This window comes from Pseudomonas sp. S2_H10 (genome assembly GCF_054668285.1).
This window is the reverse complement of the sequence record NZ_CP162754.1, coordinates 4,518,585-4,534,663: the sequence shown is the minus strand read 5'-3', so window position 1 is coordinate 4,534,663 and position 16,079 is coordinate 4,518,585. Positions and strand designations below refer to the sequence as shown.

General features: G+C 58.7%; 14 protein-coding genes and 1 other RNA gene. All 15 read left to right on the top strand.

Annotated features, from left to right (window positions below; translation table 11 throughout):
* Nucleotides 1-209 precede the first annotated feature (209 nt).
* The 15 genes from AB4O16_RS20245 (at nt 210) to AB4O16_RS20175 (ending at nt 15,943) form a co-directional block, all read left to right on the top strand.
* A complete protein-coding gene (locus tag AB4O16_RS20245) occupies nt 210-1,904 on the top strand; it encodes a lactate permease LctP family transporter (RefSeq protein ID WP_460155662.1) in 1,695 nt (564 codons plus the stop codon).
* Nucleotides 1,905-2,055: 151 nt separating this feature from the next.
* Nucleotides 2,056-2,880 (top strand): (Fe-S)-binding protein, encoded by an 825-nt coding sequence (locus AB4O16_RS20240; RefSeq protein ID WP_160389483.1) that lies wholly within the window; start codon nt 2,056-2,058, stop codon nt 2,878-2,880.
* Nucleotides 2,877-4,331 (top strand): LutB/LldF family L-lactate oxidation iron-sulfur protein, encoded by a 1,455-nt coding sequence (locus AB4O16_RS20235; protein WP_460155661.1) that lies wholly within the window; start codon nt 2,877-2,879, stop codon nt 4,329-4,331. Before AB4O16_RS20240 ends, AB4O16_RS20235 begins: the two co-directional genes overlap by 4 nt.
* A complete protein-coding gene (locus AB4O16_RS20230; RefSeq protein WP_160389485.1) occupies nt 4,331-5,002 on the top strand; it encodes a LutC/YkgG family protein in 672 nt (223 codons plus the stop codon). Before AB4O16_RS20235 ends, AB4O16_RS20230 begins: the two co-directional genes overlap by 1 nt.
* Entirely contained in the window at nt 4,999-7,809 is a 2,811-nt protein-coding gene (locus AB4O16_RS20225; protein ID WP_160389486.1) for an FAD-binding and (Fe-S)-binding domain-containing protein, read from the top strand. Before AB4O16_RS20230 ends, AB4O16_RS20225 begins: the two co-directional genes overlap by 4 nt.
* A 200-nt stretch (nt 7,810-8,009) precedes the next feature.
* Nucleotides 8,010-8,282, top strand: a complete 273-nt coding sequence (locus AB4O16_RS20220; protein ID WP_160389487.1) for a hypothetical protein — start codon at nt 8,010-8,012, stop codon at nt 8,280-8,282.
* Nucleotides 8,283-8,494: 212 nt separating this feature from the next.
* Complete coding sequence (locus tag AB4O16_RS20215; RefSeq protein ID WP_160389488.1) at nt 8,495-8,773, top strand: hypothetical protein; 279 nt, start codon at nt 8,495-8,497, stop codon at nt 8,771-8,773.
* 94 nt (nt 8,774-8,867) lie between these two features.
* Nucleotides 8,868-9,261: a transfer-messenger RNA gene (gene ssrA, locus AB4O16_RS20210) on the top strand.
* A gap of 167 nt (nt 9,262-9,428) precedes the next feature.
* Entirely contained in the window at nt 9,429-10,664 is a 1,236-nt protein-coding gene (locus AB4O16_RS20205; RefSeq protein WP_460155660.1) for a tyrosine-type recombinase/integrase, read from the top strand.
* Between the two features lie 230 nt (nt 10,665-10,894).
* The gene (locus AB4O16_RS20200) at nt 10,895-11,176 is read left to right on the top strand and encodes a pyocin activator PrtN family protein (RefSeq protein ID WP_460155659.1); all 282 of its coding nucleotides are present in this window, start codon (nt 10,895-10,897) and stop codon (nt 11,174-11,176) included.
* Between the two features lie 185 nt (nt 11,177-11,361).
* Nucleotides 11,362-11,634, top strand: coding sequence for a helix-turn-helix transcriptional regulator (locus AB4O16_RS20195; RefSeq protein ID WP_460155658.1), 273 nt, complete (start codon nt 11,362-11,364; stop codon nt 11,632-11,634).
* Nucleotides 11,631-11,966: a hypothetical protein gene (locus tag AB4O16_RS20190; RefSeq protein ID WP_460155657.1), complete on the top strand. Its 336-nt coding sequence runs from the start codon at nt 11,631-11,633 to the stop codon at nt 11,964-11,966. Before AB4O16_RS20195 ends, AB4O16_RS20190 begins: the two co-directional genes overlap by 4 nt.
* A 526-nt stretch (nt 11,967-12,492) precedes the next feature.
* Nucleotides 12,493-12,774 (top strand): hypothetical protein, encoded by a 282-nt coding sequence (locus AB4O16_RS20185; protein WP_460155656.1) that lies wholly within the window; start codon nt 12,493-12,495, stop codon nt 12,772-12,774.
* Entirely contained in the window at nt 12,771-13,055 is a 285-nt protein-coding gene (locus AB4O16_RS20180; protein WP_460155655.1) for a DUF3077 domain-containing protein, read from the top strand. The genes AB4O16_RS20185 and AB4O16_RS20180 overlap by 4 nt, the downstream gene beginning before the upstream one ends.
* Nucleotides 13,052-15,943 (top strand): DUF927 domain-containing protein, encoded by a 2,892-nt coding sequence (locus AB4O16_RS20175; RefSeq protein ID WP_460155654.1) that lies wholly within the window; start codon nt 13,052-13,054, stop codon nt 15,941-15,943. Before AB4O16_RS20180 ends, AB4O16_RS20175 begins: the two co-directional genes overlap by 4 nt.
* The last annotated feature ends 136 nt before the right edge of the window (nt 15,944-16,079 follow it).

Sequence of the window (16,079 nt, the reverse complement as noted above, 5' to 3'; positions counted from 1 at the left end):
CGGCGCCGCGCCAGCACCTGCCACAGCGCATTGGGTCATACCAGGCAGACGACCTGCGCACTGTGCATTCGACAAAAGTTTTAGGGCGGCAAATTGACACACCGCCTACAAGGCTTTTACCCTAGCCAACAGCGATTGTAAATTGGTCTTACCAATTAACCAAGAACACTGATCAGTGCCTGACCAACAACAATTAGGGGCCACCCCATATGCAAACCTGGCAACAGCTCTATTCCCCGCTCGGCAGCCTCGGCCTGTCCGCACTCGCAGCCGTCATCCCGATCGTATTTTTCTTCCTGGCCTTGGCCGTGTTCCGCCTCAAAGGCCATGTGGCCGGCAGCATCACCCTGGCGTTGTCGATCCTGGTGGCGATCTTCGCGTTCCAGATGCCGGTCGACATGGCGTTCGCCGCCGCCGGGTATGGCTTCGCCTACGGCCTGTGGCCGATTGCCTGGATCATTGTGGCGGCGGTATTTCTCTACAAACTGACGGTCAAGAGTGGCCAGTTTGAAGTCATCCGCAGCTCGGTCCTGTCGATCACCGATGACCAGCGTCTGCAGGTCCTGCTGATCGGCTTCTGCTTCGGTGCCTTCCTCGAAGGCGCCGCCGGTTTCGGTGCACCCGTGGCGATTACCGCCGCCCTGCTGGTAGGCCTTGGCTTCAACCCGTTGTACGCTGCCGGTTTGTGCCTGATCGCCAACACCGCACCGGTAGCCTTCGGCGCCCTGGGCATCCCGATCATCGTTGCCGGCCAAGTCACCGGCATCGACGCGTTCAAGATCGGCGCCATGACCGGCCGCCAACTGCCGCTGCTGTCGCTGTTCGTGCCGTTCTGGCTGGTGTTCATGATGGATGGCCTGCGCGGCGTGCGGGAAACCTGGCCGGCAGCCCCGGTGGCCGGCTTGAGCTTTGCCGTGACCCAGTACTTCACCTCGAACTTCATCGGCCCGGAACTGCCGGACATCACCTCGGCCCTGGCCAGCCTGATTTCCCTGACCCTGTTCCTGAAAGTCTGGCAGCCAAAACGCGCCGCCGGCCAACACATCGTCGGTGCCGTCTCGGCCTCGGTGGTGAGCGCCAGCGTCGGTGGTTTCGGTCAGAAGCGCACCACCGTGGCTTCGCCCTACAGCCTCGGGGAAATTTTCAAGGCCTGGTCGCCGTTCCTGATTCTTACCGTACTGGTCACCATCTGGACCCTGAAACCGTTCAAGGCGATGTTTGCAGCCGGCGGTTCGATGTACAGCTTCGTGTTCAACTTTGCGATCCCGCATCTTGATCAAATGGTGATCAAGGTCGCGCCGATCGTGACTAATCCGACCGCCATTCCTGCGGTGTTCAAACTGGACCCGATTTCCGCGACCGGCACGGCGATCTTCTTCTCGGCGCTGATCTCGATGCTGGTACTGAAGATCAATTTCAAAACTGGTCTGACCACTTTCAAAGAGACCTTCTACGAACTGCGCTGGCCGATCCTGTCCATCGGCATGGTGCTGGCGTTTGCCTTCGTGACCAACTACTCGGGCATGTCCTCGACCATGGCCCTGGTATTGGCGGGCACTGGCGCGGCCTTCCCGTTCTTCTCGCCGTTCCTCGGCTGGCTGGGCGTATTCCTCACCGGTTCCGATACTTCGTCCAACGCGCTGTTCAGTTCGCTGCAAGCGACCACCGCGCACCAGATCGGCGTCAACGACACCTTGCTGGTGGCGGCGAACACCAGCGGCGGCGTAACCGGCAAGATGATCTCGCCACAATCGATCGCCGTGGCCTGCGCCGCGACCGGCCTGGTGGGCAAGGAATCGGATCTGTTCCGCTTCACCCTCAAGCACAGCCTATTCTTTGCAACGATTGTCGGCTTGATCACGTTGGCCCAGGCCTACTGGTTCACCGGCATGCTGGTCCACTAAGGACTACAGGCAAAACGGTAAAAACCGACGCCGGGCCACGCCCCCGGCGTCCGCAATCCACACCCCGGTCTGTAAGGCTGCTGAAAGCTTCCGGCTCTATATTCAGCAGCCTCGACAGACGAATAACCGGGACCACCCGGAGACACGCCTGATGAGCGAGCTTTTTTACAACGCCGTGCCGAATGCGACCCGTGTCGCCCCGCCACTGCCCGAACCTCGGCAATACCCCAGCGAGAAACCGTCACGGGTCTACCTGTTCGGGACCTGCGTGGTCGATTTGTTCTACCCCGAAGCCGGGATGGATGCGATCCACCTGCTGGAGCGCGAAGGCATTCGTGTCGAATACCCGCAAGGGCAGAGCTGCTGCGGGCAACCAGCCTACACCTCGGGTTACACCGAGCAGGCACGGACCGTGGCGCGCTCGCAACTGGCGCTGTTTGCCGGTGACTATCCGGTGGTGGTGCCCTCAGGCTCTTGCGCGGGCATGCTGCGCGAACATTACGCCGACTTGTTCAAGGACGAGCCGGACACGTTGAAACAGGTTCAGGCCCTGGCGGCGAGAACCTTTGAGCTGGCCGAGTTCCTGTTGTTTGTCTGCAAGGTGCAGCTGAAAGACAGCGGCGAGCCGGTGAAAGTGGCGCTGCACACCTCGTGTTCGGCACGCCGCGAAATGAACACCCACCTGCACGGCCGCGAGTTGTTGGCGCAGTTGAGCAATGTGGAGCGGGTCGATCACGATCACGAAAGTGAGTGCTGTGGCTTTGGCGGGACATTCAGCGTCCGTATGCCAGACATTTCCGGCGCGATGGTGGCGGACAAGACCCGGGCGTTGAAGGAATCCGGCGCACACAAGGTATTGAGTGCCGACTGCGGCTGCTTGATGAACATCAACGGCTCGCTGGAAAAACAGCAGGAAGCGTTGCGCGGTCAGCATCTGGCCAGCTTCCTCTGGCAGCGTACCGGAGGTGCCCGATGAGCACTTCTGCGATTATTCCTACGGTTGCCGTAGAAGAAGATTTCCGCACCCGCGCCCACAACGCGCTGGGTGACGCGCAATTGCGAGGCAACTTTCGCAAGGCGATGGATTCACTGATGAGCAAAAGGGCAGCGGCGTTCAGCGATGCCCATGAAAGAGAACACTTGCGCGCACTGGGCAATGCAGTCCGTGCCCGCGCACTCTCCAAGTTGCCCGACCTGCTCGAGCAACTGGAACAGAACCTGACCCGCAACGGTGTGACAGTGCACTGGGCGGAAACGGTGGACGAAGCCAATGGCATCGTCCTCTCGATCATCCGCGCTCACGAGGGGCGGCAAGTGATCAAGGGCAAATCGATGGTCAGCGAAGAAATGGAGATGAATCATTTCCTCGCTGATCGGGGCATTGAATGCCTGGAATCGGACATGGGCGAGTACATCGTCCAGCTCGACCACGAGAAGCCTTCACACATAATCATGCCGGCAATCCACAAGAATGCCGGTCAGGTCGCGTCCTTGTTCCACGACAAACTTGGCGTGGAATACACCAAGGACGTTGACCAACTCATTCAGATCGGTCGCAAGGTCTTGCGACAGAAATTCTTCGAAGCGGACATCGGCGTCTCCGGCGTCAACTTCGCCGTGGCCGAAACCGGCACCCTGCTGCTGGTGGAAAACGAAGGCAACGGCCGCATGACCACCACGGTGCCACCCGTGCACATCGCCGTCACCGGTATCGAAAAAATCGTGGAAAACCTGCGCGACGTGGTGCCGCTCTTGTCGCTGTTGACCCGTTCGGCCCTGGGCATTCCGATCACCACCTACGTCAACATGATCTCGGGCCCGCGCAAGGAACATGAACTCGACGGCCCGCAGGAAGTGCACCTGGTATTGCTCGACAATGGTCGCAGCCAGGCCTTTGCCGACAGCGAATTGCGCCAGACCCTGAACTGCATCCGCTGCGGCGCCTGTATGAATCATTGTCCGGTGTACACCCGAATCGGCGGCCATGCCTATGGGGAGGTTTACCCCGGCCCTATCGGAAAAATCGTCACCCCGCACATGGTCGGCCTGGCGAAAGTTCCGGATCATCCGAGCGCCTCTTCGCTGTGCGGAGCCTGCGGCGAAGTCTGCCCGGTGAAAATCCCGATCCCTGCGTTGATACGGCGCCTGCGCGAAGAAAACGTCAAGGCCCCCGACAGCCCCCATCAAGTGATGCGCGGCCAGGGCAGCAAGTATTCGCGCAAGGAGCGGTTCATCTGGAACGCCTGGGCGAAGCTCAACAGTTCCCCGACGCTGTATCGCCTGTTCGGCTTCTTCGCCACCCGCTTGCGTGCCCTCACGCCGAGCAATGTCGGGCCGTGGACGCAAAACCACAGCGCACCAAAACCCGCTGCCCGCTCACTGCATGACATGGCCCGCGAGCATTTGGCCAAACAGGGAGACCGCTGATGAGCGCCAAGCAAAATATCCTCGCCAAGCTGCGTAAAAGTCTGACAGGCACCACACCAGTGGCCGACAACTTCGATGTCGATCTGGTGACTCAGCCTTACACCTATGCACCCGAACAGCGCATCCCGCAGTTGCGCAAATTGATGGAAGCGGTGCACACGGAAATCCATCTGACGTCCGGCACAGAATGGCCGGTGCTACTCGCGCAATTGCTGCGCGAGCGCCAGTTGCCAAGCCTGCTGATCGCACCGACAACACCCCACGGTCAACGCATCACACAGCACTGGGCGAAGAATCCCGATCTGCCGGTGCTCAAGGCCTACGATCGTCCGGCTGAAGAATGGAAAGCCGAGCTGTTCAACGATACCCCGGCAAGCCTGACCGGCACCCTCGGCGCCATCGCGGCAACCGGCAGCCTGATTATCTGGCCGACTCGCGAAGAGCCGCGCTTGATGAGCCTCGCGCCACCGGTGCATTTCGCCCTGCTCAAGGCCAGTGAAATCCGCGACAACTTCTATCAGGTGCAACAGGAGTTCGAATGGGCGCAAGGCATGCCGACCAACGCGTTGCTGGTGTCCGGCCCGTCGAAGACCGCCGACATCGAACAGGTCCTGGCCTACGGCGCCCATGGTCCGAAAGACCTGGTGGTGCTGATTCTGGAGGACCAATGACTCTACCGGCCGCTTTCCTGCGTGATGCACAGCAACTGATTCCACAGGAGCGACGATTCGACGACCCGCTGTCGACCCTGGCCTTCGGCACCGATGCCAGTTTCTATCGGTTGATTCCGCAGCTGGTGATCCGCGTCGAGTCCGAAGACGAAGTGGTGGCGCTGCTGCAACTGGCGCAGCGCGACCAAGTCCCGGTGACGTTCCGCGCCGCTGGCACCAGCCTCTCTGGGCAGGCCATCAGCGATTCGGTTTTGATCGTGCTTGGAGATAACTGGAACGCGCGCGAGATTCGCGGGCAAGGCACGCAGATTCGCCTGCAACCGGGCGTGATCGGTGCCCAGGCCAACGCCTGGCTGGCACCGTTCGGACGCAAGATCGGCCCGGACCCGGCCTCGATCAACGCCTGCAAGATCGGTGGCATCGTCGCCAACAACGCCAGCGGCATGTGCTGCGGCACGGCGCAAAACACCTATCACACTCTGGCCGGCATTCGTCTGGTGCTGGCTGACGGCAGTCGTCTGGACACTGAAGATGCCGCCAGCGTCGCAGCGTTTCGCCAAAGCCACGCCGCCCTGCTGGAGCGCTTGGCAACCCTGGGGCGCGAGACCCGCGCCAACGCCGAACTGGCTGCGAGAATTCGCCACAAATACCGTCTGAAAAATACCACCGGCCTGTCGCTCAATGCCCTGGTGGATTTCGACGAGCCTGTGGATATCTTGAGCCATTTGCTGGTGGGCTCCGAGGGCACGCTCGGGTTCATCAGTGCCGTGACCTACGACACCGTGATCGACCACCCGAACAAGGCCTCGGCCCTGATCGTGTTCCCGGATGTCGAGACCTGCTGCAACGCGGTCAGTGTATTGAAAAGCCAACCGGTGTCGGCCGTGGAACTGCTGGACCGGCGCAGCCTGCGCTCAGTGCAGGACAAACCCGGCATGCCCGCTTTCGTACAGCACTTGTCGAATAATGCCTGTGCACTGTTGATCGAATCCCGCGCGGCGTCGTCCACCCTCCTGCACGAACAGCTGGTGCAGATCATGACGTCCCTGCAGGCGTTCCCGGTAGAAAAACAGGTCGACTTCACCGAGGACCCACAGGAAAACGCCCGTCTCTGGGCCATCCGCAAAGACACCTTCCCGGCCGTCGGCGCGGTTCGCAAGACCGGTACCACGGTGATCATCGAAGACGTCACCTTCCCGGTCGAACAACTGGCCATCGGCGTCAACCGCCTGATCGAGCTGTTCGACAAACATCACTACGACGAAGCGATCCTTTTCGGACACGCCCTGGAAGGCAATCTGCACTTCGTCTTCACCCAAGGCTTCAACAACCCGGAGGAAGTCGCACGCTATCAGGCGTTCATGGACGACGTGGCGCAGCTGGTGGCGGTGGAGTTTGGTGGGTCGCTGAAAGCCGAACACGGCACCGGGCGCAACATGGCACCCTTTGTTGAACTGGAATGGGGCAGCGATGCCTACCAGTTGATGTGGCAACTCAAGCGCCTGCTCGATCCCAACGGCATCCTCAATCCGGATGTGGTGCTCAGCGAAGATCCACAGATCCACCTCAAGCACCTCAAGCCCTTGCCGGCCGCCGACGAGATTGTCGACAAGTGCATCGAATGCGGCTTCTGCGAACCGGTCTGCCCGTCGAAAGGCCTGACCTTGAGCCCACGCCAACGTATCGTGATCTGGCGCGACATTCAGGCGAAGAAACGCGCAGGCATCGAAACCTCCGAACTCGAAATCGCCTACGACTATCAGGGCATCGATACCTGCGCCGCCACCGGCCTCTGCGCACAACGCTGCCCTGTAGGCATCAATACCGGCGAGTTGGTGAAAAAGCTGCGCGGTCGCAAGGCAACGCATACGAAAACCGCCAACTGGCTTGAAGGAAATTTCGCCACGGCACTGCAAGGAGCGCGTTTTACCCTGCACGTCGCCAACGGTGCACGGATGTTGTTGGGCGCGCCTCGCCTGGCAAAACTCTCGGCGACGCTGACGAAGCTGTCCAAGGGTCAGGTCCCGCAGTGGACCAACGCCATGCCCCAACCTGAAAGGCCGATTCGCTTCAGCCCGGCGATCAACGATGAGCGCCCGCGGGTGGTGTACCTGGCCGCGTGCGTGTCGCGGGCCATGGGGCCGGCAGCAGGCGACAAGGAACAAATGTCGCTCTACGACAAGACCCGAAGCCTGCTGGAAAAGGCCGGTTACCAAGTAGTCTTCCCGGACAATCTGGACAACCTCTGTTGCGGCCAGCCATTCGCCTCCAAAGGCTACGCCGAACAAGCCGAACACAAACGCCAGGAATTGATTGGCGCCTTGCTGCAAGCCAGCCGCGGCGGACTCGATCCGGTCTACTGCGACACCAGCCCATGCACCTTGCGTCTGACTCAGGACCTGGGTGAAAGCCGTCTGGACCTGTACGACCCGGTGCGCTTCATTCGTACGCACTTGATGGATCGCCTCGACTTCACACCGCAGGAAGCGCCGATTGCGGTGCACGTCACTTGCAGCACGCAGCACCTGGGCGAAAGTCAGGCGCTGATCGATCTGGCGCGAAAATGCAGCAAAAACGTGGTCATTCCTGAAGGCATTCACTGCTGCGGCTTCGCCGGCGACAAGGGCTTCACCACGCCGCAATTGAATGCCCATTCGCTGCGCACGCTCAAGGACGCGGTGCAACAATGCAGCGAAGGCATCTCCACCAGCCGCACCTGTGAGATCGGTCTGACGCAACATGGCGGCATTGACTACCACGGACTAGTCTATCTGGTGGACCGCGTTACCCAGGCTAGGGTGCCCTGATAGCAGGATCTACAGGAAGGTGCATAGTTGTGCCTTCCTTGACGCTACTTTCGGAATCGACAGCTCTACAGTAAAAAACAGAACCCTGACGTGCCGCCGCAGTCCACTGATCAAGTCCCGCCAATGCGGGACCTTCCCAAAACTCGGTAGACCGATTTGATGGCCAGCAATGCCTGGTCCTTCAGTTCAAGGAGAAACACATGAATCGTTCTGTGCTGTTAGGTTTGTTCGTTGCTGCTTCCATCATGGCTTCCACCTCGTATGCTGCAGAGGACCTTTGCGCGGTCAACCTGAAAACCATCGAAAACGGCAAGGCACAGATTCCTCCGGAAATGACTGACCAGGTAAAGGCCTCCGTCGAGCAAGCCAAAGCCGACCAGGCAAAAGGCACCAAGGAAGGCATTGATGATTGCGTCGCCGAGACCAACGACATCATCAAGGCCGTCACTGACTCGAAAAAAGGCGGGAAGTAACTCAGCCCAAGCCCTGTTGGCGCGGCAGCCGGGATTTCCAAGCCCGGCTGTTTCCAATACGAAGCAAACCAAAACCCGCCAGTTGCGGGTTTTGTTGCATCCGGGATCTGGAAATGTGTAACCGTGCGCAGAGCGGCAGTTTCCTGAAAAAACGAATTCTTGCGTTGAATCGGGGTCTTTGAAACATGCCCCATCCGTTCAAGGAGACATCCATGAAACGTACCGCACTCGCAGGTCTGTTCATTTCTGCCGCCATGTTGGCCTCTCCTGTATTTGCCGCGGACAACAACCTTTGCACGAGCAAGCTGCAAGAGCTCAAAGGCAAAGTGAATGGCCTGCCGGCGACCGCCGGAAACACCGCCATGGAGATCAAGCGATTGATGTCCAGCGCCGAAGCCTCACAAGCCTCCGGAGACGACACTAAATGCGTCACCGAGGCCACCCAGGCATTGGCCCTCGCAGACAAACAGAGCCACGAACCCACCCCATGATCCGTGGCGGTCAACCTTCGGGTTGGCCTTCCGGCTCGCGTTGGCGTACACTGTGCAGGCTTGTTGCTCACTTGATTCACAGAGCAACAAGCTCGGGGCCGTTTAGGATTCGACGCCGGTTGCGAAACTTTAGGTGCATGCCGAGTTGGTAACAGAACTCGTAAATCCACTGTTGCAACTTCTTATAGTTGCCAATGACGAAACCTACGGGGAATACGCTCTCGCTGCGTAAGCAGCCTTAGCCCTTCCCTTCTGGTACCTTCGGGTCCAGCAATCATCAGGGGATGTCTGTAAACCCAAAGTGATTGTCATATAGAACAGAATCGCCGTGCAGTACGTTGTGGACGAAGCGGCTAAAACTTACACAACTCGCCCAAAGCACCCTGCCCGTCGGGTCGCTGAGGGTTAACTTAATAGACACGGCTACGCATGTAGTACCGACAGCGGAGTACTGGCGGACGGGGGTTCAAATCCCCCCGGCTCCACCAAATAGCAGTCTAGACCTGTCTCAGACAGCCTACGAAACACCCCAAGAAGCCCGCCCCGTGCGGGCTTTCTTGTTTCTGGCTATCCACCTCTGTCTACCCCTATCTCAAGGCTCCATGTATCCTCCCTTGTACCACGGGGGAAAATTGAAACTGAGGGGTACAAGGAAATGAAGCGTAGTGAAATCAAGCGTCGCCCCTTGGCCGATACCGTCCTGGCGACACTAGAGCCAGATACCAAAGAGTATCGCGAGCATGATGGCAACAGCCTTTACCTGCGGGTCCGTCCAGACGGAAACAAGTCTTGGCAGCTTCGGTACAAAAAGCCCGATGGGAAATGGTCATGGCTAGGTCTTGGAAGCTATCCGGAAGTGGGTGGATCCCTCGCACGGCAAAAAGCTGCAGAGCTTCGAGCTGACTCCGCACAAGGAAGAAATCCATTAGCAACCAAGCGAGTCAGAAAAGCGGCAGAACTGGAAGCTGCTGGCAATACCTTCGAACGACTAGCTCGTGAGTGGTATGCCTCTAAACGAAAAAACTGGACCGATGGCACAGCGGTAAGGACCATCGGTGCGCTGGAGCTACACGTTTTCCCCGTCTTCGGTAACCGTATCTATCAAGAAATTCTTCCCATGGAATGGATGGAGTTTCTGCGCTCGATGGAGCGCAAAGGAATCATCGAACAGACCAGCCGTGTTCGAGGCATGTGTCGAGAGATTTACGACCTTGCACGGGTCACTGGAAGAGCAACGCACAATCCACTGGAAGGTCTGCACAAGTTTTTGCAGACCAAACCTGTAGAAAATTACGCTCATGTATCCCAAGAAGAGTTGCCACCGCTTCTCAGGGCAATCCGAGCGTATCCGAGCGCAACCGACATCCGTATAGGTCTTCATCTTCTTTCAATGCTTGCGTGTCGCCCCTCTGAATTGCGCGAAGCACGATGGTCAGAGTTCGACTTAAAGAAAGCCCTATGGACCATACCGTCAGAACGCATGAAGCGACGCCGCGAACATCTCGTGCCATTACCCCACCAAGCGATAGCACTGTTACGCGACCTTCAAAATCTCACCGGTCACTATCAGCTTTTGTTCCCTGGCCGCAGCGACACTACAAAGCCACGCTCTAACACCGTATTCCTGATGGCGCTTCGACGCCTAGGTTATGAGGGGCGACAAACCGGGCACGGCTTCCGACACATCGCTAGCACAATCCTGAATGAGCACGGCTTCGAGGAAAACCATATCGAAGCGCAGCTATCACACGTCAAGGATGGAGTTGCTGGTGTGTACAACAAGGCAATTTATATAAAGCCGCGCATCGTCATGATGCAGTGGTATGCCGATTATCTGGATGATCTTGAAAGAGGGAGCGTTGTTCAAGGGCATTTCGGCAAGGCTGTTTAATTGTGTGTTTCCGTACACCCCAAAAAACGGTGCAACAGGTGTAACCCGTGTAACAGGCGCAATCAAACCATTGAAAAAATTGAATATTTTCTTCGTTACACCATGTTCGAGCTTGGCGCACACCGCGTGTAACAAGGTCAGTTGGTGTAACAGCCAAAACGCCTTTCCCCTGCTGTCGGCCGTTCTGCCGTGAATACCTCAAAGCTATATACGGCGCGGGTTCGAAGTCAATGCCTCGGGGCGAGGGGGTCGATGTGACTGTAGAGACTGCCGATTGGTTTCTTGATGTGCTACAGCGTCAATACGGAAGCATCTGCATTCCCCTTGAAGTGGTTCGGCGCCAGTATCTTGGACACTTGGGCATGCCTCAGCTACTTCGGCAAATAGGCCGGGGGCGCATTACGTTGCGCGTCGTCAAGAGCGATTGGGGCGGAGGAACCCAACGAGTGGTCTACCTTCATGATCTAGCTGAATGGCTTGCAAAAGGTTGTGGCTCCAGGCCCCCAACGTGACAGACAGCGACCTCGCAGGCAATGCACTACCGTTCGTCGGGATGCCTTGTCGCATTGTTGTCGCATTGTGGTCGTATTCAGTCCTATTGGGGATAAACCTGAGGGCCTAAAATTTTGCCTGTTTCTTTTGCCTGTAAATCCGCATAAATAGTTACCCCTGTTCATATCAATACAGGGAAACAGCTATGACAACTCCTTCAGCGATGAAAGCCAATGAGATTGAGCTTGGGCGCTTCGATCCTGCTACAACACTCATCCGCATAAACCATGTAACGTCCATAACAGGCATTGCCCGCGCCACTGTTTACAAGCTTATGGGCCAGCCCGAAAGCGGCTTTCCACAAGCCGTAAAACTCACCGACAGCACCGCCCGTGGTGCTCCAGTCGCCTGGGTTTTGTCTGAGGTTTTGGAGTGGACTCGAGCACGCATTGCCGCTCGCGACAAGGTGGCGGCATGACTCCCATCTTCCTACCGCACACCACCCTCGACGCTATCGCTATTCTTGAAGACTCCCTGCCTACCGTCGCAGTGGGCCGAGATCGTCTGCTCGCTTTGCGAGATCGGGCTATGGCCGAGGGTGCCCATGTTCTGCTCTTGGTCTGGCCGTCGCTGGATTGGGTGTTACTGGCTGTCGAAGTGCCGCTTGGAGTGGTGATTGAGGACGCACAACAGCTCATCCCCAACCTGCTGGCAAACCCGGCCACTTTGGACCACATGCGTTCCGAATCCCGCAAAGGCCGATACCTGAGCTGGCTGTCGCTAACTCGGCCTGCCACCACTCAGCACTAACGAAAACGCCTCCGGGTGCAACCAGAGGCGTTAGAGGTAGATTCGTATGCCCATTCAATTTATGACGCATTGCGCAATCGCGCAAGGGACGCCTGTTGCCCTTCGCAAATCGAGACGGTATGCTCGACACGTCGCTGCAAAATCAGCGACCGGGTTTGGCGACCCGAGTTTAAGAAGGCGCACAGGCGCCCCCATCTCGATTGCAGGCGCTTTTTTTGTGCCCGCATTCCTGCTTCATGGCGGCTGTGCGTGGGAGACCTTCGGGTCTGCCGGGTTCCTTCTTACCCGGTTCGCCAACCTGCGCACAGCTGCCACCCCAATTCGTTTGGCGACGAATCGTGGCAGTTCCTACTTAAGAAGGAGCTCCACCTATGCACACTCTCAATCCGTCCAAATTTCGCGCCACTGCACACCGTGCAATGGCTCTCGCCGCTTTACACGCCAACTCCAGCCTCGCTACACGCCTCACCCGTTACAACGCTCACATGGTCAAAGCTCGCGAGCTCGAAAACGCAGGCGGTGCTCAATGATCAGTGCTCTGAATTTCGCACTGCCCGAGGATTTGCTGTGTGTCAGTACAGATACCGAGGCTGGCATTCCGATTGATGCCATCACCTGTGCAGTGGATCGAGCCAGCTCTGTACTCCTGCTTCTTGAAGATCAGTTCGAGTGCGATGGCCCACATCTGGCCAACCACGTCATCGCCGCCGCACTGTGGGACGTTCGAGGGACCTTGGGACTAATCCGCACCCTCGCCTTGCACGCCGACACCTCCACCCGGCAAGCCATGAATGGAGGCGCCCAATGAGTCCTTCCATTTTTATCAGTACCGTTGGCGGCGCCACCTTTGCCAAATGCAACGCTCAGAATCAGCCACTGTTCCGTATCAATGCCGGCATTTCCTGCGAAGAAGCGCTCGAACAAGCTTCTCTACTCATGGACTGCGTGAACAAGCTCACCTGTCTGAGCGGCATGGAGAATGACAACGGCGCAATGGTGTGGGCTTCGCACTATTTGAGCGAGATGGCGAAGGCGATCATCGATGACGTCACCAACGGGTTGCAATTGGCCCAAGGCGGTGGCGTATGAATGCACCTACATCCCATGCCCGTCGCCCTACCTTCGCCCAAGTCAAAGCCGCTGCGTTACAGAACATTGATCGTGTACTTGCTCACTGGCTGCCCAACGGCAAACGCGTCGATGGCGGCAAGGAATACACCGCTCCCAATCCAACCCGCGCCGACAAGCGCGCCGGCTCCCTCAAGATCAACTTGAGCAAAGGCACCTGGGCGGATTTTGCCACCGGCGACAAAGGCGGCGATCTGATCGATCTGGTGCGCTATCTGGATGGCGGCACCGACGTCGAAGCCTGCAACAAGCTGACGGACCTGCTGAGCGTTTCCGCTGGGGCCGTGCAAGCGAAGCCGGAACTCAGCAAAAGTAAAACACCGGAATGGCTCGCCATTCAGCCGATTCCAGCTGAGGCTATGAACAGGTGCCCGACTAAACATCGGCAACACGGTATGCCGTCCAAAGTCTGGATGTATCGCGATGCTCAAGGTCAACCAGCCATGGCGCTCTATCGCTTCGACTTGGGTCCGGATGAGGACGGAAAACCACACAAGGTGTTTGCCCCATTGACCTGGTGCCAGCGTATCGACGGCCAAACGCAGCAATGGCGCTGGCAGGGTCTGCCTGAGCCGCGTCCTCTGCTGCGCCTGGATGAACTGGCGCAACGAGCAGAAGCTCCGGTCATTCTGTGCGAGGGCGAAAAGGCTACCGACGCCGCGGTGGAGCTGCTGCCCAACTACGTGGCCACATGCTGGCCGAACGGCTCGAACGCCTGGCATAAAGCGGACCTAACACCGCTCAAAGATCGGTCCGTGGTGTTGTGGCCAGACAACGATGCCAGTGGCAAAAGCTGCATGGAGGCCGTCGCTAAACAACTACAACAGATCGGCGCCACGTCGGTGCGCGTGATCGCCCTGGACGTCTTCAAACGCAAGCCCACCCTCAAGAATGACCAACCGACCTTCGCCAAGGGGGGTCAATGGGATGACGGCGACGACGCGGCCGATGCCCAAAGCAAAGGTTGGACGGCGGCACACTTTGCCGAACTGGAACGCAGTGGCGAATTGTTTGGTGCTGAGCCGGAGAAAGCACCGACCGCACCACCCGAACCCAACGCCAAACCAACGACCAAGCGCCCCCCAAAGCCTAAAAACGATCAGTTGCCCGGCGGCTTTCGCCTGACACCAGAAGGCGTGTTTTATTCCGGTGACGATGGCGAGGCGCGCCCGGTCTGCTCGCCATTGGAAATCCTGGCTCGCACCCGTGATGCACAGGGGCATAACTGGGGTTTGTTGGTCGAGTTCGACGATCCCGACGGTGCAAAAAAGCGCTGGAACATCCCTGCGCGGACCATGACCGGCGACTTCGGCAAGGACGTGCTCGGACCATTGGTGGACATGGGTCTACGCCTAGCTGGTAGTCGCTCAGGTCGTAATGCCCGCAACGATTTGCAGAGTTATTTCGGCGCTTTCGACAGCGCCCAACGCGCACGGCTTGTCACCCGTTTGGGCTGGCACGACAGCGCCTTCCTGCTGCCTGAACAGCAGGTCGGCTCGCACACCGAGCACCTGCACTTCTATGAAGCCGGCGCACAGCTTCCGCCCATCAACGAGGCCGGCACATTAGAGCAATGGCAAGAACAGATCGGCGCGTTGTGCATCGGTAATCACCGCTTGGCGTTTGTGGCCAGCGTGGCCTTTGCCGGTCCGCTGTTGCATCTGCTCGGCCATGAGTCCGGCGGCTTTCACCTCTACGGCGACAGTTCGGGCGGCAAGACCACCCACCTGCAAGTGGCCGCCTCGATCTACGGCGGGCCACGTCTGGTGCGTTCCTGGCGTTCGACGGATAACGCTTTGGAATCCATCGCCGCCGCGCATTCGGACGGGCTCCTGGTGCTGGATGAAATCGGCATGTGCGACCCGCGCATCATCGGCGAAACCGTGTACATGCTCGGTAACGGTACTGGCAAGGCTCGCGCCAATGATCGAGGACAAGCTGGCCGACAGGTTCAGGAGTGGCGCTTGCTGTTTCTCTCTACCGGCGAGAAGACCTTGGCGCAGCACATGGCCGAAGCCAACAAGGAGCTCAAAGCCGGCATGGAGGTGCGCATGCTCGCCGTGCCAGCCGACGCCGGCAAAGGCCTCGGCATGTTCGATGTACTGAATGGCTTTGATGATGCGGCCGCCCTCTCCGATGCGCTCAAGGCGCGGGTGACCATGTACTACGGCACTCCACTCACCGCCTTCCTGTCGGCCCTCTGTGAACCGGGTAAGCGGCATGGTTGGTCAGTGATCCTGCGCCACACCTTGGAGGGTTTTATCGCCAAGGCGCTGCCCGCCTCGGCGAGCGGTCAAGCACACCGAGCAGCCGCGCGCTTTGGACTGGCCGCCGCCGCCGGCGAACTGGCCACCGCGATGGGAATTACCGGTTGGCCAGACGGCACCGCCACCACCGCCGCTCGGGTGTGCCTCAGTGCCTGGATTAATGAGCGTGGCGGAGCCGGAAACTTTGAAGGTGACGCGATCCTGGCACGGCTACGCCAGGTCATCGAGCGTTTCGGTGAAAGCCGCTTCACTCGCTGGGAGTCGGCCGCCGCGAAGATCGATGAACACGGCCCCCGCACCATCGACCGCTTGGGCTTTCGTAAAACGCTGGAGCACGGCTTGGGTGACGCCTTGCACACCACTAACACCTACTACGTGTTACCCGAGTCTTGGCGATCCGAAGTGTTCAAAGGCATGAACATCAATGCCGTGAACAAGGAGCTGATTCGCCGTGGCGTGCTGGAGCCGGGTCCCAACGGCAAAGCCTCCTGCTCCGTCCGCCTACCTGGCATGGGCACCCAGCGTTGCTATGTGGTGAAGACGATTCCGGGAACAGATGAGGGCGAGGCTCAGGCGGCCTAACGCCGCCTAAGAATTCGAGGTAGCGCCGGCTGATCTCCGGCCTCGCCAGCCGCTCAACCACCCCACTATCGAATCACACAGAGACAAGACAAATGAACTAAATCCAAGAAATGAAAGACCGCCACGACCAGCGGAT